This window comes from Sphingomonas sp. NPDC079357 (assembly GCF_044901155.1).
Lineage (GTDB): Bacteria > Pseudomonadota > Alphaproteobacteria > Sphingomonadales > Sphingomonadaceae > Sphingomonas.
The window spans coordinates 792,813-812,229 of sequence record NZ_JBJDOM010000001.1; the positions used below are offsets into that span (position 1 = coordinate 792,813).

Consider the following 19,417-nt stretch of genomic DNA (forward strand, 5'->3'; position numbering starts at 1 on the left):
CGAAAGCGGGCGGCCCGACACGGACCGCCCTCACCTCGCTATTAGAGGCAAAAACGCGGGTGAACAACACCGCGTCAGCGTTGCGCCAGTCCCCTGCCCGCCGCCGCGACCGCCAGTGCGAACGCGAAGGACGCCGCCCCCCACAAGGCGTCGGTGCCTAGCGCATGATAGGCCATCGTCCCGCCCAGCGCGCCGAGCACCAGCCCGCCCCACAGCAGCAGATACGGCACCCAGCCGGTCGCCGAGGCGGTACCGAGCAGCGCCCCCGCCAGCGCTTGGCCGAGCCGCACCAGCGTGCCCGTGACATAGGTGATCGGTATGCTCACCCCGCCGCCGCGCTGGAAGACCACGTTGAGCGCGCCCATCGCCGCGGCGAGCAGCACCGCGCCCGGCCCGTCGACCATCAGCAGCGCCGACCAGGCGAGCAGGGCGGTGCTGAACAGGATCATCGCCATCGGCGACCAGCGCCCCAGCCGTTCGCCGAGGATCGACGCGGTCATCACGCCCGAAAGAAAGCCGAGAACGAGCGTCACGACCGTGATCGTCGCACCCTCGCGCTGGACGAGATCGATCCCGAGCAGCGTCGAATTGCCGCTCATGAACGACACGAACAGCCCGCCGATCCGCAGGAACCCCACCGCATCGACGAACCCCGCCAGCACCGCCAACGCGATCGCCAGCGGCCAGTCGGCGCGCGGCCGCTCCGCTATCGGCATTTGTGTTCAGCCTCGGGCATACCGCACCCGTCATTGCTCGCAATGACGAAGGTGCGGGCATCGCCGACGCTAGAAATAGACGGATTCGCAAACGTCATCGCATTCAGGACCTCAATTCACGCAGTCACCCCATATTCGTCGCCCCGGACTTGATCCGGGGACCCGCTTCTTCTTGCCGAATGGCGAAAAAAGCGGGATGACGGAGAGGCAAATGCTCCCCTGATCAAAAACCATTACGCGTCGATCGCCTCTTCATCGAGCCGCGCGGCATTTTCCTGAATGAACGCGAAACGGTGCGCCGGATTAGTACCCATCAGCCGGTCGACCAGATCCTTGACGCCCATCCGCTCCTCATATTCGTGCGGCAGCGTAATGCGGATCATGCTGCGCTTCGTTGGGTCCATCGTCGTCTCGCGAAGCTGCTGCGGGTTCATCTCGCCCAGCCCCTTGAAGCGCGCCACTTCGACCTTCTTGCCCTTGAACGCGGTTCGCTCCAGCTCGGCGCGGTGCGCATCGTCGCGCGCATACAGGCTCTTGGTCCCGGCGGTCAGGCGGTAGAGCGGCGGCTGCGCCAGATAGAGATGACCCTGCCGCACCAGATCGGGCATTTCCTGAAAGAAGAAGGTCATCAGCAGCGTCGCGATATGCGCGCCGTCAACATCGGCGTCGGTCATGATGACGACGCGTTCGTAGCGGAGCTGCTCGGGGCGGCAATCCTTGCGCGTGCCGCAGCCGAGCGCCTGGATCAGATCGGCGATTTCCTGATTGGCGAGGATCTTGGCGCTGGTCGCCGAGGCGACGTTGAGTATCTTGCCGCGGATCGGCAGGATCGCCTGCGTCTTGCGGTCGCGCGCCTGTTTCGCGGAACCACCCGCCGAATCGCCCTCGACGATGAAGATCTCGGTTCCGTCGGAATTGTCGGCGGCGCAATCGGTCAGCTTGCCGGGCAGCCGCAGCTTGCGTGCCGAGGTCGCGGTCTTGCGCTTTACGTCGCGCTCGGCCTTGCGCCGCAAGCGCTCGTCCATCCGCTCCAGCACATAGCCGAGCAGCGCCTTGCCACGATCCATGTTGTGGCCGAGCCAGTGATCGAAATGGTCGCGCATTGCTTTCTCGACCAGCCCCGCCGCCTCAGGCGAGGTCAGGCGGTCCTTGGTCTGCGACTGGAATTGCGGATCGCGGATGAACACCGACAGCATCAGTTCGCTGCCGACCATCACGTCGTCGGCGGTCATGTCCTTGGCGCGCTTGTTGCCGACCAGATCGCCGAACTGGCGAAGCCCGCGCACCAGCGCCTGCCGCAGCCCCTGCTCGTGCGTCCCGCCATCGGGAGTCGGGATCGTGTTGCAATACCAGCTGTAGCTGCCGTCGCTCCACAGCGGCCACGCCACCGCCCATTCGACCTTGCCCTGACTGTCGGCGAAATCCTGCTGCCCGGCGAAGAAGTCGGCGGTGGCGCATTCGCGACCCGCGATCTGCTCCTTCAGGTGATCGGACAGCCCGCCGGGGAACTGGAACACCGCCTCGGCCGGCGTGTCGTCGCTGATGAGCGACGCGGCGCATTTCCAGCGGATCTCGACCCCGGCGAACAGATACGCCTTGGACCGCGCCAGCTTGTAGAGCCGCGCCGGCTTGAAGTGCAGCTCCGGCCCAAAGATCTCGGTGTCGGGGACGAAGCTGACCGTCGTCCCGCGCCGGTTGGGCGCCGCGCCGACCGTCTCGAGCGGCCCCAGCGTCACCCCGCGCGAGAATCGCTGGCGATAGAGCTGTCGGTCGCGCGCCACCTCGACCACCGTTTCGCTCGACAGCGCGTTGACCACCGACACGCCGACGCCGTGCAACCCGCCCGAGGTCGCATAGGCCTTCCCCGCAAACTTGCCGCCCGAGTGGAGCGTCGACAGGATCACCTCCAGCGCCGACTTGTCGGGAAATTTCGGATGTGGGTCGACCGGGATACCACGGCCATTGTCGTGGATCGTCAAGCGGTTACCCGGCTCCAGCGTGATCTCGATCCGCGTTGCATGGCCCGCGACCGCCTCGTCCATCGCATTGTCGAGCACCTCGGCGGCGAGATGGTGCAACGCGCGCTCGTCGGTGCCGCCGACATACATGCCGGGGCGGCGACGGACCGGCTCCAGCCCCTCCAGCACCTCGATCGACGACGCATCGTAACTGGCGGGGGTGGCAGTGGCGGACGCGAAAAGATCGGACATATGGGGGTATATACGGAACAGACGCCCTCTGCGCCACCGCGACCGGGGCAGCAACCGTTCGTCACGCAACCTATCCCCAAACCTCCCCGTTGGCTGATCGTCATTTCAGGGAGTTAGTGAATGAAGGCGTATCTATTGGCGGCGGTTGCGGCGTTGATTTCGGTACCCGCCATGGCGCAGGACGGCACCAGCGGCGATCCGGCCGTGAGCACCGGCTTTTCCGGCATCTTTGTCGGCGCGTCGGGTGGCTATGACGTGCAGCCCAACGATCGCGGGTCGACGATCCTGTTCGACCGCAACCTCGACGGGCGGTTCGGCGACACCGTGCTGACCGGCACCGGCGCCAACGCCTTCGCTCCCGGCTTCTGCGGTGGCCGCGCGCGCTCGGCGATCGGTCCGGTGACTGGCGGACCCGGCTGCCAGAAGGACAAGGATGGCTGGTCGTACAATGCCCGCGTCGGCTTCGATCACCAGTCAGGGCCGATCGTCTACGGCGTGGTCGGCGAATTCGGGAAGACGCACATCAGCGACAGCGTCACCGGCTTCTCCTCGACGCCCGCCAATTACGTGATGACGCGCGAGATCGGCTGGGAGGCCGCGGTGCGCGCGCGCGCCGGCTTTACCCCCAACGATTCGACATTGTTCTACGGCACGTTTGGTCCGTCCTATGCGCGGATCGACCGCGATTTCTCGTCGAGCCAGAGCACCAACAGCTTCGAGCAGCGCGGCAAGCGTAACCAGTTCGGCTTCCAGGGTGGCGGCGGCATCGAGCAGCGCATCGGCGACCATTTCTCGGTCGGTATGGAATATATCTACCACCAGTATCAGGACAACGACTTCCGCGTCCGCGCCGCCGGGCCGGCTGCCACGCCGTTCACCAATGCCAACAATGGCGGGACGGTGAGCGGGACGGATTTCCGGCGCTCGGACGACAAGTTCAACTGGCACAGCCTGCGCGCGACCGCCGCGTTCCGGTTTTAAGGCGAAGGGTGGCCTGCGCCTTACTGGCGCAGGACTCACCCAAGCCCGGCCAGCGGGGCAGCGCCCCGACTGACGACGCGGCTTTGCCGCGGCGGGTCTGGCAGGAAGACCTAACAAATACGCGTCACCCCGGCGAAGGCGGGGGCCTAGCCGGGGGGACGATTGTGACTCGCGCTGCGCGGAGTTACTGCGACCTTCCCAAGTGGCCCCCAACTTTCGCCGGGGTGACGATCATACCAGAAGTATCGCCTTAACAAGGCCCCGCTGCGGGCAAAGCCGCCTCGTCGGACGCGGCTATGTCCGCGCCGATCGCCGGTTGCGCGCAACAGCTCCGCTGGACCTCGCGCGATCGGCGGTCAGCGCATCCGCGGCCCACCGAACGGCAGCGGCGGCGCGCGCCGGTCGCGGCGCGGCAGCTGCGCCTGATAGGCATGGCCGCAATGGGTGACGCAATATGGGAAGCCCGGGTTCACCTTGTCACCGCAGAAGTGGAAGTCCGGCTCGCCCGGATGCCCCAGCGGCCACTTGCAAATCTTGTCGTTGAGATCGAGCAGCGACGTCTTGTCGGCATATTCCGGCGCCGTGCGCGCAGGCACCAGCCGGCGCGGCGGCGCCGGGGCGATCGGCGGCTGCTGCTCGCCGGGCGCCTGACGGACGAACCCGCCCGGCCCGACCGAGCGCAGGATCGACTGCGGCGGGCGCTCCGGGGATGGCGCTGCCGGCGCCTCTCCCTCGGCGGAGAAGGGCGCGTCGTCCTCGTCGTCGTCGGCCTCGACCACCGGAGCAGGCGGCGGCGCGACCGGCGCGGCGGCGACCGGCTTGGGGCGCGGCTCGGGCTTCGGCTCGGGAGCAGGTGGTGGGGGCGGCGCGGCCGCAGCGACCGGCGGAGGGGCAGCCGCTGCCGCGGCGGCATTAGCCTTTTCGGCGGCGGCGCGCGCCTCTTCCTTGCTGACCACCGGCGACGGACGCGATTGCAGGCCGAGGCGATGCGCCTTGCCGATCACCGCATTGCGGCTGACGCCGCCCAGTGCTTCGGCGATCTGGCTGGCGGTCTGTCCGCCTTCCCACATCGTCTTGAGCGTATCGATGCGCTCCTCGGTCCAGGACATGATCGTCTTCCTCGTTCGCGTTCCGGTTGCGGGCAGCGGCGGCAGCGGGTACCCGCGTTTGCGATGAGCAGCCAGCCCCCTATCGGACAAATTCCATCAGGCGTCAGAAACGCCCCCGGCGTCCCGGTCATCCGGAACGTCAACTGGGGCGGCCTGAAGACCCTCTATGTGAAGGAGGTGCGTCGTTTCTTCAAGGTGCAGCTCCAGACGATCTGGGCGCCCGCGATCACGACGCTGATGTTCCTGGTGATCTTCACGGTCGCGAATGGCGCGCGCAGCCCGGTGCGCGTCGGCGGCAGCGACGTGGCGTTCGCGGACTTCATCGCGCCCGGGTTGATCGTGATGGGGATGCTCAACAACGCCTTCGCAAACGCCAGCTTCTCGCTGCTGGTCGGCAAGATCCAGGGCACGATCGTCGATTATCTCCAGCCGCCGCTGTCGACCGCCGAGCTGCTCGCCGCGCTAACCGGCGGTGCGGTGACGCGCGCCTTCTGCGTCGGCGCGACGGTGTGGCTGGCGATGGCGCTGTGGCCCGGCGTCCACGTCACGCCGCAGCATCTGTGGGCGGTGCTGTGGTTCGGGCTGCTCGGGGCGGTGTTCCTCAGCCTCGCCGGCGTGCTGACCTCGATCTGGGCGGAAAAATTCGACCACGCCGCCGCCGTCACCAATTTCGTGATCGCGCCGCTGACGCTGCTCAGCGGCACCTTCTATTCGGTCGATCACCTCGCGCCCGCGTTCCGCGCGTTCAGCCACGTAAACCCGTTCTTCTACGTCATCTCGGGCTTTCGCTACGGCTTCCTCGGCACCGCTGATTCGCCGATCGCGACCGGCAGCGTGGTGATCCTCGCGATCGACGTGGCGTTGGGACTGCTCTGCTACACGCTGCTGCGCCGCGGCTGGAAGCTCAAGAGCTGAGCAGGCCCCTGCCCGCCGCAGAGCTGCCCGCCGCCGAGCCGCGCAGCACGCCGACCGCCCCGCGGCTGGCGTGGATCGCGCTGGCGATTGCCGGACTGATCGCCGCCGCGTTGCTCGCCTATGAGATTGGCGACGGTTCGCCGCTGGCCTGGGACCGCGCGATCATCCTCGCGTTGCGCGCGCCCGGCGACACCGCGCAACCGCTCGGCCCCGCATGGCTGCACGCGGCGATGGTCGACATCACCGCGCTCGGCAGCGGGACGATCCTTACCTGCGTGGTGGTCGCCGTGGCGGGATTGCTGCTCGTCCAGCGACTATGGCTGACCGCCGCGCTGGTGCTGGTCGCGACATTGGGCGGATCGATCATCGCGGGACAGGCCAAATATTGGGTCGGCCGCCCGCGCCCCGAACTTGTTGATCATCTGGTGCAGGTCACCGGGCTCAGCTTTCCGAGCGGCCATGCCACCAACAGCGCGATCATCTATCTGACGCTCGCCGGGCTAGTCGCGCAGGTCACGCCGCACCGCGTGGTCCGCCGCTACGTGCTGGCGCTCGCGGTCATGCTGGTCGGCGCGATCGGGGTGAGCCGCGTCTACCTCGGCGTCCACTGGCCGTCCGACGTGCTGGCAGGCTGGAGCGCGGGCACCGGCTGGGCGGCGCTGTGGTGGTGGATCGCCGCCTCGGTGCGCGGGCGGCTGGCCGGGCGGCATTAAGCCCGATCCCACCCCTCTTCGTCACCCCGGCGAAGGCCGGGGCTCAGTTGGAAAGGCTCAAGTGACGAAGCGCGACGTGCATCACCTGCGTCGCGGAGCTGGACCCCGGCCTCCGCCGGGGTGACAGGCAAGGGCGTGACTTACTTCTGCCGCTCGGCCAGCGTGCGCTCCCACGCCAGCGCATCGCGGACGATGCCCTCCAGATCGTCGCGCTTCGGCGTCCAGTCGATCGTCTTCAGGATCGCGCTATTGTCTGCGACCAGCTCGCCCGGATCGCCCGGACGCCGCCCTTGCAGCTTGCGCTCGATCGTCCGGTTGGTGACCCGGTCGACGGCATCCAGCACCTCCAGCACCGAGAAGCCCCGCCCGTAGCCGCAGTTGAGCACATGGCTCTCGCCCGGCTGGTCGATCAGCAGCTTGAGCGCCGCGACATGCGCCTCGGCCAGATCGCTGACGTGGATGTAATCGCGCACGCCGGTGCCGTCGCGCGTATCGAAGTCGGTGCCGAACACCCCGACGCTGTCGCGCTTGCCGGTCGCGGCCTCGACCGCGATCTTGATCAGGTGCGTCGCGCCGATCGTCGACTGCCCGCTGCGGCCCTCGGGATCGGCGCCTGCGACGTTGAAATAGCGCAGGCAGCAATGGTTCATCGGATGCGCCGCCGACACGTCGCGCAGCATAAACTCGGTCATCAGCTTCGACATGCCGTACGGGTTGATCGGCACCTTCGGATCATTCTCCGAAATCGGCACGCGCTCCGGCGTCCCGTAAGTCGCGGCGGTCGAGGAAAAGATGAAGTGCGGCACGCCCTCGGCCACCGCGCTCTCGATCAGCGTGCGGGTCGCGGCGGTGTTGTTGCGATAATATTTGAGCGGGTCGCTGACCGATTCGGGCACCACCACCGAACCCGCGAAGTGCATGATCGCCTTGACGTTATATTCGCGGATCACGCCGCGCACGCCCGGATCCTCGACCGCGATCTGCACGAACGCCGCGCGCCCGTCGATTGCCCAGTCGAACCCGGTGACGAGATTGTCGATCACCACGACCTCATAGCCGGCATCGAGCAGCGCCAGCACCGCGTGGCTGCCGATATAGCCCGCGCCGCCCGTCACCATCACCTTGCCGTTCAACGCCGTCATGTCAGTCTCCCGAAAGTTGTCGCGGCGTAGCGACTTCCTACATGGGACGCAAAGGAGACGAGTTTCATGACGGAATATGCGACGCTGGCCGGCGGCTGCTTCTGGTGCACCGAGGCCGTGTTCAAGGACGTGATCGGCGTCGAGAGCGTCGAGAGCGGCTATATCGGCGGCCACGTCCCCGACCCGACCTACAAGCAGGTCTGCGGTGGCGACACCGGCCATGCCGAGGCGATCCGCGTCGGGTTCGACCCCGAACAGGTCAGCTATGCCGATCTGCTCGACATCTTCTTCGCGACCCACGATCCGACGCAGCTCAACCGGCAGGGCAATGACGTCGGCACGCAGTATCGCTCGGCGATCTTCCCCGAGACGGTGATGCAGGAGGAGCAGGCGAATCAGGCGATCGCGCGCGCGCAGGAAACCGCGTCAGGAAAGATCGTGACCACGATCGAGCCGTTCGCGGACTGGTATCCTGCCGAGGGCTATCATCAGGACTATTGGGAGACCTCGGGCCGCTCTAACCCCTATTGCATGGCGGTGATCCCGCCCAAGCTGCAGAAGCTGCGCAAGAGCTTCGCGGCCCGCAGCAAGGCCGTCACCGCCTGAACCCGTTGCCCCTGCGCAGGCAGGGGCAACGGCCACCCCCGTCAAGCCAGGGAGGATTACTGGCATCGCCTGCTGCCGGGCGATGAGTCGTTGCGCGGCCGCTGCCGCATGGAGGGCGGCAGCCCAAGCCGCTTCATCAGATACCGCCGCCCTGTCGCCGCGCCTGCACAGCGTCGTCTGCGCCGCTACCCGCCGCGCAAGACCGACCTCGACAGGCTGTCGCCCAAGCAACGGCGCGTCCATGCACAGCGTCTCAACGAGAGACCCAGAAACTGCCTCGACTTCCACCCTCGCCGAGGCATTCTCTCAAATCTTGACCAGCCAAGGATGACGAGCCCTCCCGTGCCATGCTGCGCGTGAGAGATTGCGCAACAACCGCCCGCCCGGCCAGTTTATCCCGCATGACCCAGGCCACCCGCACCGAAACCGACTCGATCGGCTCCATCGACGTCCCGAACGATGCCTATTGGGGCGCGCAGACCGAGCGCAGCCTCGAGAACTTTCCGTTCGGCGCGCGCGAGCGGATGCCGATCGAAATCGTCCACGCGCTCGCGCTCGTCAAACAGGCCGCTGCGCGCGTCAATCGCCGCCACGGCCTCGCCGTCGAAAAGGCCGAGGCGATCGAGCAGGCCGCGCAGGAAGTCACGTCGGGCAGGCTCGACGATCACTTCCCGCTCGTCATCTGGCAGACCGGCAGCGGCACGCAGAGCAACATGAACGTCAACGAGGTGATCGCGGGCCGCGCAAACGAGATCCTGACCGGCATGCGCGGCGGCAAGTCACCCGTCCACCCGAACGACGACGTCAACCGCGGGCAATCCTCGAACGACAGCTTCCCGACTGCGCTCCACATCGCTTGCTCGATCGCGGTGCGGCAGCGGCTCTTGCCCGCAGTCGAGCGGCTCCACGCCGCGCTCGACGCCAAGGCGCAGCAATGGCGCGACCTCGCCAAGATCGGCCGCACGCATCTGCAGGATGCGACCCCGCTGACGCTCGGCGACGAATTCTCCGGCTATGCGCACCAACTCTACCGCTGCCTCAAGCGGATCGGGCCGGCTGTCGAGCAGGGCACCGACCGGCTCGCGCAGGGCGGCACCGCAGTCGGCACCGGGCTCAACGCCCCGGCCGGTTTCGCGCGCGACGTCTGCGCCGAGCTCGGCGCGATCACCGGCATCGCGTTCAGCCCGGCGGAGAATTTCTTCGAGGCGCTGGCGAGCAACGATCCGCTCGTCCATCTGTCGGGCACGCTCAACACGCTGGCGGTGGCGTGCACCAAGATCGCCAACGACATCCGGCTGCTCGGCTCGGGCCCGCGCTGCGGGCTCGGCGAACTCGATCTGCCCGCCAACGAGCCGGGCAGCTCGATCATGCCCGGCAAGGTCAATCCAACGCAGTGCGAAATGCTGACGATGGTCGCGGCGCAGGTGATCGGCAACCATGTCGCGGTGACGGTCGGCGGCGCGCAAGGGCATCTCGAACTGAATGTCTTCAAGCCGGTGATCGGCGCGGGGGTACTGCGCTCGATCGACCTGCTCGCGACCGGCTGCGACAGTTTCGCCGAACGCTGCGTCGAGGGGCTGACCGCCAACGAAGGGCGGATCGCGGAACTGCTCGACCGCTCGCTGATGCTCGTTACCGCGCTCGCGCCAGAGATCGGCTACGACAATGCCGCGAAGATCGCCAAGCACGCGCATGCCGAGGGGCTGACGCTCAAGGAGGCGGGGCTGGCGCTGGGGCTGGTCGATGGCGAGACGTTCGACCGGGTCGTGCGGCCGGAGGCGATGCTGGGGCGCTCCTGATCTCATCTGAAGGTCGTCGCCCCGGACTTGATCCGGGGCTTCGCTTCTTCTTGGCCGGCGTCGTTGAGAGCGGGGCCCCGGCTCAAGGCCGGGGCGACGGCAAAGGTAGGCCTGTCAACCGGAACCCCGCCGCTCCCCCGGCATTGTTGATGCGAAACGAACAGGGGTCATCAACATGGGTGCTACCACGATCGGCGCGCTGATCGGCGGCGCGATCGACTCAATGTCGGGCGACGACAGCGCCGCCGACGGCGCATTGTACGGCGCAATTACCGCCAACGTCCTGAAGGTCGTGCTGCCGGTGGTGGCGACCTGGGCGATCGGATGGGGCGTGCTCAAGGGAATCGAAATCCTCGGTGACAGCGTATCGGAAAGGATCAAGGCATGATTCGCAGCATTTTGGGCGGATTGATCGGGCGCGAACTCGATCGGCGTGGGCGTGACGGCGGTGCCGGCGGCGCGATCCTCGGTGCGGTCGCCGCACGCGCGGTGACGCGGATGGGCCCGCTCGGCTGGGCGCTGGGCGGCGCCTATGTAGCGAAAAAGGCCTATGATCGTCACAAGGCGAGCAAGGCCGCGACGGTCGGCCGGCCGTCGCGGTATCCGCCGGGCGTCTGATTCGCGTTCGCGCGTGTGGGGCGGGTAGTCATTGACCCCGCCCCCGCGACGCGGCACCCCGGTGCCATGACCGCAACCGACACGTTCGACCGGCTGTTCGCGACCATCGCCGCGCGCAAGGGCGCCGACGCGGACGGCTCTTACACCGCCTCGCTGTTCGCGCGCGGCCGCGCGCGCATCGCCCAGAAGATTGGCGAGGAGGCCACCGAGATCGTCATCGCCGCGATGGGCCCGAACCCGCGCGCGATCGTCCCGGAGGCCGCCGATCTCCTCTATCACCTCTTCGTGCTGCTCGCCGACGCCGGGCTCACCCCCGACGACATCCGCACCGAATTGGCGCATCGCGAGGGCACCAGCGGGCACGAGGAAAAGGCCGCGCGCGGTCCGCGCCCCCTCTCCTTCCGTGCCGAATGAGGAGCCGCGCATGAGCGTTGATGCCACTTTGCCCTATGACGACGGCAACATCTTCGCGCGGCTGCTGCGCGGCGAGATTCCGTCGAAGCGCGTCTACGAGGACGAGCACACAATCGTCTTCCACGACATCGCCCCTTGGGCACCGACGCACCTGCTCGCGGTGCCGCGCGGCAGCTACGTCAGCTGGGACGATTTCTCCGCGAACGCCAGCGAGGCCGAGATCGTCAGCTTCACCCGGGCGATCGGCCAGGCCGCGCGCGACGCCGGACTGGTGGCGAGCGGCTATCGACTGCTCGCGAACACCGGCCTCGATTCGCATCAGGAAGTGCCGCACCTGCACGTCCACATCATGGGCGGACGTGCGCTCGGTCCCATGCTGGTGCACAACGATAGTCGCGATTGAAACCGTCATCGTAACGCAACACTATTGCGCAGCCGCGATCCGCCGCTAGGCTCCCGTCAAATCTGATTTTCGGGGGCTTCGACCTACATGATATTCGGGCGCGTCAAACCTCTCGACGCCATCCTCGCCACCGCCGAGAAGAAGTCGCTGCATCGCACGCTTGGCTGGTTCCAGCTCACGCTGTTCGGCATCGGCTGCGTGATCGGCACCGGCATCTTCGTGCTGACCGCGGCAGGCGCGCAGAAGGCCGGTCCCGGCCTCATGCTCGCCTTCGCGATCGCCGGCGCGATCTGTATCGTCGCGGCGCTCTGCTATGCCGAGATCGCCGCGATGATCCCGGTGGCGGGATCGGCCTATACCTACACCTATTCGACGATGGGCGAGCTGCTCGCCTGGACGGTCGGCTGGGCGCTGATCCTCGAATATGCCGTCGCCGCCAGTGCGGTCGCGGTCGGCTGGTCGGGGTATTTCACCGGCACGATCCTCAACCAATTCATGGGCGTGCATCTACCCGCCTGGCTATCCGCCGCGCCGCTGGCGCTGGGCGGCGCGCCGGGTGGCTTCATCAACCTGCCCGCGATCGTTATCGCCTTGCTCATCACCTGGTTGCTGATGATCGGCACCACCGAGAGCGCGCGCGTCAACGCGGTGCTGGTCGCGATCAAGGTGACCGCGCTCACCGCCTTCGTCGCGCTGACGCTGCCGAGCGACTATTTCAGTGCCGATCGCTTCAACCCGTTCCTGCCCGCGGGCGTGTTCGGCGGGTTCGGCACCGGGGTCGGCGCGGTCGGCGCGGCGGCGACGATCTTCTTCGCCTATGTCGGGTTCGACGCGGTCTCGACCGCCGCCGAGGAGACCAAGAATCCGCAGCGCAACGTGCCGATCGGGCTGATCGGGTCGCTGTTGTTCTGCACCGTCTTCTACATCCTCGTCGCGGCGGGCGCGATCGGCACGATCGGCGGGCAGCCGATCATGGGGCCGAACGGCATCCCCTTCCCGGCCGGCTCCGAGGAACTGGCCCGCGAATGCGCGCTGCCGCAATATAAGGACGCCCTGGTCTGCTCGGGCGAGGCGCTGGCGCACGTCCTGCGCACGATCGGCTGGTCGGGCGTCGGCAACCTGCTCGGCATCGCCGCCTTCGTCGCGTTGCCGTCGGTGATCCTGATCCTGATGTTCGGCCAGACGCGCATCTTCTTCGTGATGAGCCGCGACGGCCTGCTCCCCGAGCGGCTGTCGACCGTCCATCCGAAGTGGAAGACGCCGCATATCGTTACCGCGATGACCGGCGTCGGCGTCGCCTTCGCCGCGGCGTTCCTGCCGGTCGGGCAGCTGGCGGACATCGCCAATGCCGGGACGCTCTACGCCTTCGCGATGGTCGCGGTGGCGGTGATGATCCTGCGCCGTACCGCACCCAACCAGCCGCGCAGCTTCCGCACCCCGGCGCTGTGGCTGGTCGGGCCGCTGACGATCGCCGGCTGCGTGTTCCTGTTCTTCAACCTCCCCTCGGCGGCGATGCTGGTGTTGCCGGTATGGGGTGCGGTCGGGCTGGTGATCTATTTCGGCTATAGTCGCAGCCACAGCCATCTGGGACGCGGCATCGTCGAGGTGCACGAGACGCACTGACCGCTGGGGTCGGGCAAGAAAAAAAGGGCCGGGAGGAGCGATCCCCTCGGCCCTTTTCCATGTCGTTTCTGCGCAGGCAGGGGCAACGCGCTCAGTCGCGTGGGCGCGCTTTCAGCTCGTCGCGGATCTCGCGCAGCAACACCACCTCGGCGGGATCGGCCGCCGGCTCGGCATCGCCCGCGGCCTTCTCGCGCTCGACGGTCGCGATCAGCTTGTTGACGCTGCGCATCAGCAGGAAGACGATGAACGCGAGAATCACGAAGTTGATGACGACGGTGATGAACTCGCCATAGCCCAGCAGCGGCACCCCCGCCGCCTTGAGCTGCGCATAGCTGGCCAGCGACCCCTTATAGTCCGCGGGCACCGGGCCAAGCCGGACGAAATAGCTGGAGAAATCGAACCCCCCGAACAGCGCGCCGACCACCGGCATGATGACGTCATCGGTTAGCGACTTGGTGATCGTCGCGAACGCGCCGCCGATGATGACGCCCACCGCCAGGTCCAGCACGTTGCCGCGCGCGATGAACGCCCGGAAATCCTTGAGCATGAGCCGCTTCCTTCCCGTGTTGCACGATATGACCGAGGTTAGGCGCGGTTTTTCGCTTCGCCAAGCGCCGCCGCGCCGATAAATGGGCAGCATGACCCATCCGCACCGCGACGCCGCCTTCCCGCCCGAAACCGCCTGGGAAGGCCGCTACATCAAGGTCGTCAAGCAGGGCGGCTGGGAGTTCGTCGCCCGCCAGCGCGGCATCCAGGCGGCGGTGATCGTCGCGATCGACGACGCCGACCGCGTGGTGCTGGTCGAGCAATATCGCGTGCCGCTCGGGTGCCGCTGCCTCGAACTACCCGCCGGGCTGATCGGCGACGAAACCGAGGGCGAGGCGGTCGCGGTCGGCGCGGCGCGCGAGCTGGAGGAGGAAACCGGCTACCGCGCCGGGCGGATCGAGGAGCTGGGCTTCTTCCATTCCTCGCCGGGGATGAACAGCGAGGGCTTCACGCTGGTGCGTGCGCACGATCTGGTCCGGGTCGGCGAAGGCGGTGGCGAGGCCGACGAGGATATCGAGGTGCATCTGGTGCCGCGCACCGAAATCGCCGCCTTCGTCGCGCAGAAGCGCGCCGCGGGCGTAGCGATGGACGTCAAGATGCTGGTGCTGCTCGCGGATGCGCTGATCGGGTAACCATCGCCACTGTCGCCCCTGCGAAGGCAGGGGCCTATGACTGCTTAGTCTGTCGTAGCGTTCGCCCCTTAAGCGCCGCGCCTGTGTCGAACCGCGCTCATTAATTTGAGCGACATAAGTTCCCGCCTGCGCGCGGCGACGGTGTTTCGGGCCCAGCGCCAGCCTCGTCACGTCTCCCCGGCTCAGGTCCGGGCCGACGTCACCTCAGCGGAAATTATCCGCGTAGCTCTGCAGCTTGAGCTTCTTCTCCGGCGTTGGGATCACCGTATACGCCAGCCCCTGCGCCTCGGCATAGGCGACCGCCGCCTCGCAGCTCGGGAAGAACAGCCGGATCTGGTCGCGCGTGTCGCCGCTGCCGGCCCAGCCGGTCAGCGGATCGGGGCGCTTCGGCTCGCCGGGCTCGAACTCCAGCTGCCACGTATCGGTGCGGGCCTTGCCGGACTGCATGGCGTTTTTCGGTCGCTGATAGATGCGGGCGGTCTGCATGATGGGCTCCTCTACGTTCCACGCAGCGAACAGGCAATGGTTCCCGCCGACATCATACGGCAATCTTGCGGGCCGGATCACGCCACCTATATCGCCCTTCGTCACACGCGGTTGCGCTGCCGTAACGGGGCGTGGCGGCGACGAAGTCACAAATATGCAGGGGCTAGGTAAAGCACTCATGGCAAAAGTTATCGGTATCGACCTCGGCACCACCAATTCGTGCGTGGCCGTGATGGAAGGCGGCAAGGCCAAGGTTATCGAGAATGCGGAAGGCGCGCGCACCACGCCGTCGATCGTCGCGTTCGCCAAGGATGGCGAGCGACTGATCGGGCAGCCCGCCAAGCGTCAGGCCGTCACCAATGGCGACAACACGATCTTCGCGGTGAAGCGCCTGATCGGCCGCCGTTTCGACGATCCGGTCACCAAGAAGGATACCGAGCTGGTCCCGTACAAGATCGTGCGCGGCAGCAATGGCGACGCGTGGGTCAGCGCGGGCGGCAAGGAATACAGCCCGTCGCAGATCAGCGCCTTTACGCTCCAGAAGATGAAGGAAACCGCCGAATCGTACCTCGGCGAGACGGTCACGCAGGCGGTCATCACCGTGCCGGCCTACTTCAACGACGCGCAGCGGCAGGCGACCAAGGACGCCGGGCAAATCGCCGGCCTCGAAGTGCTGCGCATCATCAACGAGCCGACCGCGGCGGCGCTGGCCTATGGCCTCGACAAGCAGGACGGCAAGACGATCGCGGTCTATGACCTTGGCGGCGGCACCTTCGACGTCTCGATCCTCGAGATCGGCGACGGCGTGTTCGAGGTGAAGGCCACCAACGGCGACACCTTCCTGGGCGGCGAGGACTTCGACAACAAGATCGTCGAATATCTGGCCGAAGGCTTCAAGAAGGACGAGGGCATCGACCTCGCCAAGGACAAGCTGGCGCTCCAGCGGCTCAAGGAAGCCGCCGAGAAGGCGAAGATCGAGCTGTCGTCGGCGGCGTCGACCGAGGTCAACCTGCCCTTCATCACCGCGGACCAGAACGGCCCGAAGCATCTGGTGAAGACGATCACCCGCGCCGATCTGGAGCGGCTGGTCGAGGACCTGATCAAGCGCACGCTCGATCCCTGCAAGAAGGCGCTGGCGGATGCCGGCGTGTCGGCCAGCGAGATCAGCGAGGTCGTGCTCGTCGGCGGCATGACCCGCATGCCGCGCGTCCGTGAGGTCGTGAAGCAGTTCTTCGGCAAGGACCCGCACACCGGCGTCAACCCGGACGAGGTCGTCGCGATGGGCGCCGCCATTCAGGCGGGCGTGTTGCAGGGCGACGTCAAGGATGTGCTGCTGCTCGACGTGACCCCGCTGTCGCTGGGTATCGAGACGCTGGGCGGCGTGTTCACGCGCATGATCGACCGCAACACCACGATCCCGACCAAGAAGTCGCAGACCTATTCGACTGCCGATGACAATCAGCAGGCGGTGACGATCCGCGTCTTCCAGGGCGAGCGCGAGATGGCGGCGGACAACAAGCTGCTCGGCCAGTTCGACCTGCTCGGCATCCCCCCCGCCCCGCGCGGCGTGCCGCAGATCGAGGTGACGTTCGACATCGACGCCAACGGCATCGTCAACGTCAGTGCCAAGGACAAGGGCACCGGCAAGGAGCAGCAGATCAAGATCCAGGCCTCGGGCGGCCTGTCGGACGCCGACATCGACAAGATGGTCCGCGATGCCGAGTCGTTCGCCGAGGAGGACAAGAAGCGCCGTGCGGCCGCCGAGGCGAAGAACAACGCCGAATCGCTGATCCACACCACCGAGCGTCAGCTCGCGGACAATGGCGACAAGGTCGACGAGTCGCTGAAGGGCGAGATCCAGTCGGCAATCGACGCGGCCAAGGCGGCGGTCGAGAGCAACGACCCGGAGCAGATGAACGAGAAGAGCCAGGCGCTGGCGCAGGTCGCGATGAAGCTCGGTCAGGCGATCTACGAGAAGCAGCAGCAGGCCGACGCCGCGCCGCAGGGCGAGGCCGGCGCCGAAGAGGCGAAGAAGGACGACGTGGTCGACGCCGAATTCTCGGAAGTCGACGAACAGAAGTAATGAAACGCCCTCCCTCTCCCCTGCGGGGAGAGGGTCGGGGTGAGGGGTAGTGAGGTAGGGTGGTCATGCAACAGGCGATAGCGTGCGTGGCCGCCTCTCACCCAACCCTCTCCCCACAGGGGAGAGGGCTAGAAGTACCAGTATGACCGAAATCGACTATTACGAGCTGCTCGAATGCGAGCGCACCGCCGATGCGGCGACGATCAAATCGTCATACCGCAAGCTCGCGATGAAGTACCACCCCGACAAGAACGCCGGGTGCAAGGACTCCGAAGCGAAGTTCAAGGCGGTCAGCGAAGCCTATGACTGCCTCAAGGATCCGCAGAAGCGCGCCGCCTATGATCGCTTCGGCCATGCCGCGTTCCGCAACGGCGGTGGCGGCGGGCATCAGGCGCAGGATTTCGGCGGCTTCTCCGATATTTTCGAAAGCGTGTTCGGCGAGTTCATGGGCGGCCAGCGCAGCGGCGGCGGGCGGCAGCAGACGCGCCGCGGTGCCGACCTGCGCTACGACATGGAGATCACGCTCGAGGAGGCGTTCCACGGCAAGGAGACGGAGATCACCGTCGACATCTCCGCGCCGTGCGACACCTGCCACGGCACCGGATCGAAGCCCGGTACGCACGCACACACCTGTCAGCATTGCCACGGCCACGGCAAGGTCCGCGCGCAGCAGGGCTTTTTCGTCGTCGAGCGCGCCTGTCCGCTCTGCCACGGCTCGGGGCAGGTCATCACCGATCCCTGCGGCGACTGCCGCGGCGAGGGTCGCGTCGAGAAGACCAAGACGCTCGCCGTCTCGGTCCCGCCCGGCGTCGACGAGGGCACGCGCGTCCGGCTGACCGGTGAGGGCGAGGCAGGCGCGCGTGGCGCACCGGCCGGCGACCTCTACATCTTCCTCCACGTCAAGCGGCACACGCTGTTCGAGCGTGAGGGCACGACGCTGTTCGCGCGCGCACCGATCAGCTTCACCACCGCCGCGCTCGGCGGCACGATGTCGATCCCTGGGCTGGACGGCAAGCGCCACGAGGTGAAGATCCCCGCCGGCATCCAGTCGGGCAAGCAGTTGCGCCAGCGCGGTGCCGGGATGCCGGTGCTGCAAGGTCGCGGCCACGGCGATCTGGTGATCCAGATCGACGTCGAGACCCCGACCAAGCTCAGCACCCGCCAGCGCGCGCTGCTGGAAGAGTTTCGCGAAACCGAAACCGGCGACGAATGTCCGCAGAGCCAGGGCTTCTTCTCGCGGCTCAAGAGTGTCATTGCGGGCGAATGACCGAGTCTGAAGAAAACGCGCTCCCGGAGTCCAACGCGCCCCACCCATCCAACCCGCCGGCGTCTCAACATTCGCAACATTCGCCCGACGACGCGGCGGCGCAACATTGCGGACTGGTCGCGGTCGTCGGCGCGCCGAACGCCGGAAAGTCGACCCTGGTCAATGCCTTGGTTGGACAAAAGATCGCGATCGTCAGCCCCAAGGCGCAGACGACGCGCACCCGGCTGATGGGCGTCGCGATCGAGGGCGATACGCAGCTGCTGCTGGTCGACACGCCGGGCATCTTCGAGCCGAAGCGCCGCTTTGATCGCGCGATGGTGTCGGCGGCATGGGGCGGGACCGAGGGCGCGGACGTGATCGCTTTGGTCGTCGACGGCAAGGGCGGGCTCGGCCTCAAGGTCACCGAGATCGCCGAGGCGCTGAAGGGTCGGCCCGAGCCGATCTATCTCGTGCTCAACAAGGTAGACCTCGCCGACAAGCCGAAATTGCTGCTCCACGCCGAGAAGCTCAACGCGCTGCTGCCATTCGCGGAGACGTTCTTCATCTCCGCGCAGACCGGCGACGGCGTCGCACACTTCAAACGCGAACTGGCCAAGGCGCTGCCCGCCGCGCCGTGGCATTACCCGGAAGATCACGTCTCGGACGCGACCGAGCGCGCGATGGCCGCCGAGGTGACGCGGGAGCAATTATACCTGCAACTCCACGCCGAGCTGCCCTATGCCAGCGTCGTCGAGACAGAGAAGTTTACCGATCGCCCGGACGGCTCGACCGAAATTCACCAGCAGATCATGGTCGAGCGCACGTCGCAGCGCGCGATCGTACTCGGCAAGGGCGGCGCGCGGATCAGGGAAATCGGCGCGCGCGCCCGCGCCGAACTGGCAGTGCTGCTCGACCGCCCGGTGCATCTGTACCTGCATGTGAAGGTCAAGCCCGGCTGGGACGAAGACCGCGGCGTCTACCGCGACCTCGGCCTCGACTGGGTGGAGTGACGCCCGGCTACCCGCCGTCGCCCCTGCCCCAACGCCGATGAGCGCCGCCCACTCCCGCCGTCACCCCGGCGAAGGCCGGGGTCCAGCGTGCCGCGAGAGCAGCGGCGGCGGCGTCTGCGGCGACGTGGGTCCCGGCCTACGCCGGGATGACGAAAGAAGGGCAAA

The 19,417-nt window shown here is 67.0% G+C and carries 20 protein-coding genes; 14 read left to right on the forward strand and 6 right to left on the reverse strand.

Annotated elements, in window-relative coordinates:
* Positions 1 to 74: 74 nt before the first annotated feature.
* Both ACI2JO_RS03680 and parE read right to left on the reverse strand, forming a co-directional pair.
* Positions 75 to 716 carry a YoaK family protein gene (locus tag ACI2JO_RS03680; protein WP_404719380.1) on the reverse strand — a complete coding sequence of 214 codons (642 nt, stop codon included), beginning with the start codon at positions 714 to 716 and terminating at the stop codon, positions 75 to 77.
* A gap of 233 nt (positions 717 to 949) precedes the next feature.
* Complete coding sequence (parE, locus tag ACI2JO_RS03685; protein WP_404719381.1) at positions 950 to 2,926, reverse strand: DNA topoisomerase IV subunit B; 1,977 nt, start codon at positions 2,924 to 2,926, stop codon at positions 950 to 952.
* A 120-nt stretch (positions 2,927 to 3,046) separates the two neighbouring features.
* Between parE and ACI2JO_RS03690 the strand changes: the two genes are divergently transcribed.
* Complete coding sequence (locus ACI2JO_RS03690; RefSeq protein WP_404719382.1) at positions 3,047 to 3,907, forward strand: outer membrane protein; 861 nt, start codon at positions 3,047 to 3,049, stop codon at positions 3,905 to 3,907.
* A gap of 356 nt (positions 3,908 to 4,263) precedes the next feature.
* On the opposite strand, the gene ACI2JO_RS03695 is transcribed toward ACI2JO_RS03690, so the two are convergent.
* Positions 4,264 to 5,016 carry a GcrA family cell cycle regulator gene (locus ACI2JO_RS03695; RefSeq protein ID WP_404719383.1) on the reverse strand — a complete coding sequence of 251 codons (753 nt, stop codon included), beginning with the start codon at positions 5,014 to 5,016 and terminating at the stop codon, positions 4,264 to 4,266.
* Between the two features lie 63 nt (positions 5,017 to 5,079).
* Between ACI2JO_RS03695 and ACI2JO_RS03700 the strand changes: the two genes are divergently transcribed.
* Both ACI2JO_RS03700 and ACI2JO_RS03705 read left to right on the forward strand, forming a co-directional pair.
* Positions 5,080 to 5,931: an ABC transporter permease gene (locus ACI2JO_RS03700; RefSeq protein WP_404719384.1), complete on the forward strand. Its 852-nt coding sequence runs from the start codon at positions 5,080 to 5,082 to the stop codon at positions 5,929 to 5,931.
* A 110-nt stretch (positions 5,932 to 6,041) separates the two neighbouring features.
* Positions 6,042 to 6,644, forward strand: a complete 603-nt coding sequence (locus ACI2JO_RS03705) for a phosphatase PAP2 family protein (protein WP_404719385.1) — start codon at positions 6,042 to 6,044, stop codon at positions 6,642 to 6,644.
* A gap of 140 nt (positions 6,645 to 6,784) precedes the next feature.
* Here ACI2JO_RS03705 and galE read toward each other — a convergent pair whose 3' ends face one another.
* On the reverse strand, positions 6,785 to 7,786 hold the full coding sequence (galE, locus tag ACI2JO_RS03710; protein ID WP_404719386.1) for a UDP-glucose 4-epimerase GalE: 1,002 nt from the start codon (positions 7,784 to 7,786) through the stop codon (positions 6,785 to 6,787).
* Positions 7,787 to 7,852: 66 nt separating this feature from the next.
* On the opposite strand from galE, the gene msrA reads away from it, so the two are divergent.
* From msrA to ACI2JO_RS03745, 7 genes are all read left to right on the forward strand, one after another.
* Entirely contained in the window at positions 7,853 to 8,392 is a 540-nt protein-coding gene (msrA, locus tag ACI2JO_RS03715) for a peptide-methionine (S)-S-oxide reductase MsrA (protein WP_404719387.1), read from the forward strand.
* A gap of 401 nt (positions 8,393 to 8,793) precedes the next feature.
* On the forward strand, positions 8,794 to 10,191 hold the full coding sequence (fumC, locus tag ACI2JO_RS03720; RefSeq protein WP_404719388.1) for a class II fumarate hydratase: 1,398 nt from the start codon (positions 8,794 to 8,796) through the stop codon (positions 10,189 to 10,191).
* Between the two features lie 175 nt (positions 10,192 to 10,366).
* Positions 10,367 to 10,579, forward strand: a complete 213-nt coding sequence (locus tag ACI2JO_RS03725) for a hypothetical protein (RefSeq protein WP_184035263.1) — start codon at positions 10,367 to 10,369, stop codon at positions 10,577 to 10,579.
* Positions 10,576 to 10,809 carry a hypothetical protein gene (locus ACI2JO_RS03730; protein WP_404719389.1) on the forward strand — a complete coding sequence of 78 codons (234 nt, stop codon included), beginning with the start codon at positions 10,576 to 10,578 and terminating at the stop codon, positions 10,807 to 10,809. The genes ACI2JO_RS03725 and ACI2JO_RS03730 overlap by 4 nt, the downstream gene beginning before the upstream one ends.
* Before the next feature lie 66 nt (positions 10,810 to 10,875).
* Positions 10,876 to 11,223 (forward strand): phosphoribosyl-ATP diphosphatase, encoded by a 348-nt coding sequence (locus ACI2JO_RS03735; protein WP_404719390.1) that lies wholly within the window; start codon positions 10,876 to 10,878, stop codon positions 11,221 to 11,223.
* Positions 11,224 to 11,233: 10 nt separating this feature from the next.
* Positions 11,234 to 11,626 carry an HIT domain-containing protein gene (locus ACI2JO_RS03740; protein WP_404719391.1) on the forward strand — a complete coding sequence of 131 codons (393 nt, stop codon included), beginning with the start codon at positions 11,234 to 11,236 and terminating at the stop codon, positions 11,624 to 11,626.
* A gap of 87 nt (positions 11,627 to 11,713) precedes the next feature.
* On the forward strand, positions 11,714 to 13,249 hold the full coding sequence (locus ACI2JO_RS03745) for an amino acid permease (RefSeq protein WP_404719392.1): 1,536 nt from the start codon (positions 11,714 to 11,716) through the stop codon (positions 13,247 to 13,249).
* Positions 13,250 to 13,340: 91 nt separating this feature from the next.
* Here ACI2JO_RS03745 and mscL read toward each other — a convergent pair whose 3' ends face one another.
* Positions 13,341 to 13,796 carry a large conductance mechanosensitive channel protein MscL gene (mscL, locus tag ACI2JO_RS03750; RefSeq protein ID WP_404719393.1) on the reverse strand — a complete coding sequence of 152 codons (456 nt, stop codon included), beginning with the start codon at positions 13,794 to 13,796 and terminating at the stop codon, positions 13,341 to 13,343.
* Between the two features lie 91 nt (positions 13,797 to 13,887).
* On the opposite strand from mscL, the gene ACI2JO_RS03755 reads away from it, so the two are divergent.
* On the forward strand, positions 13,888 to 14,427 hold the full coding sequence (locus ACI2JO_RS03755; RefSeq protein WP_404719394.1) for an NUDIX domain-containing protein: 540 nt from the start codon (positions 13,888 to 13,890) through the stop codon (positions 14,425 to 14,427).
* A gap of 204 nt (positions 14,428 to 14,631) precedes the next feature.
* Here the strand turns inward: ACI2JO_RS03755 and ACI2JO_RS03760 are convergent, their stop codons facing one another.
* Positions 14,632 to 14,913 carry an ETC complex I subunit gene (locus ACI2JO_RS03760; RefSeq protein WP_159755789.1) on the reverse strand — a complete coding sequence of 94 codons (282 nt, stop codon included), beginning with the start codon at positions 14,911 to 14,913 and terminating at the stop codon, positions 14,632 to 14,634.
* Between the two features lie 178 nt (positions 14,914 to 15,091).
* On the opposite strand from ACI2JO_RS03760, the gene dnaK reads away from it, so the two are divergent.
* The 3 genes from dnaK to era all read left to right on the forward strand — a co-directional run bounded on the left by dnaK (position 15,092) and on the right by era (position 19,252).
* Positions 15,092 to 16,996: a molecular chaperone DnaK gene (gene dnaK, locus ACI2JO_RS03765; protein WP_404719395.1), complete on the forward strand. Its 1,905-nt coding sequence runs from the start codon at positions 15,092 to 15,094 to the stop codon at positions 16,994 to 16,996.
* A 142-nt stretch (positions 16,997 to 17,138) separates the two neighbouring features.
* Positions 17,139 to 18,263, forward strand: coding sequence for a molecular chaperone DnaJ (dnaJ, locus tag ACI2JO_RS03770; protein ID WP_404719396.1), 1,125 nt, complete (start codon positions 17,139 to 17,141; stop codon positions 18,261 to 18,263).
* Entirely contained in the window at positions 18,260 to 19,252 is a 993-nt protein-coding gene (gene era / locus ACI2JO_RS03775) for a GTPase Era (protein ID WP_404719397.1), read from the forward strand. Before dnaJ ends, era begins: the two co-directional genes overlap by 4 nt.
* Positions 19,253 to 19,417 lie beyond the last annotated feature (165 nt).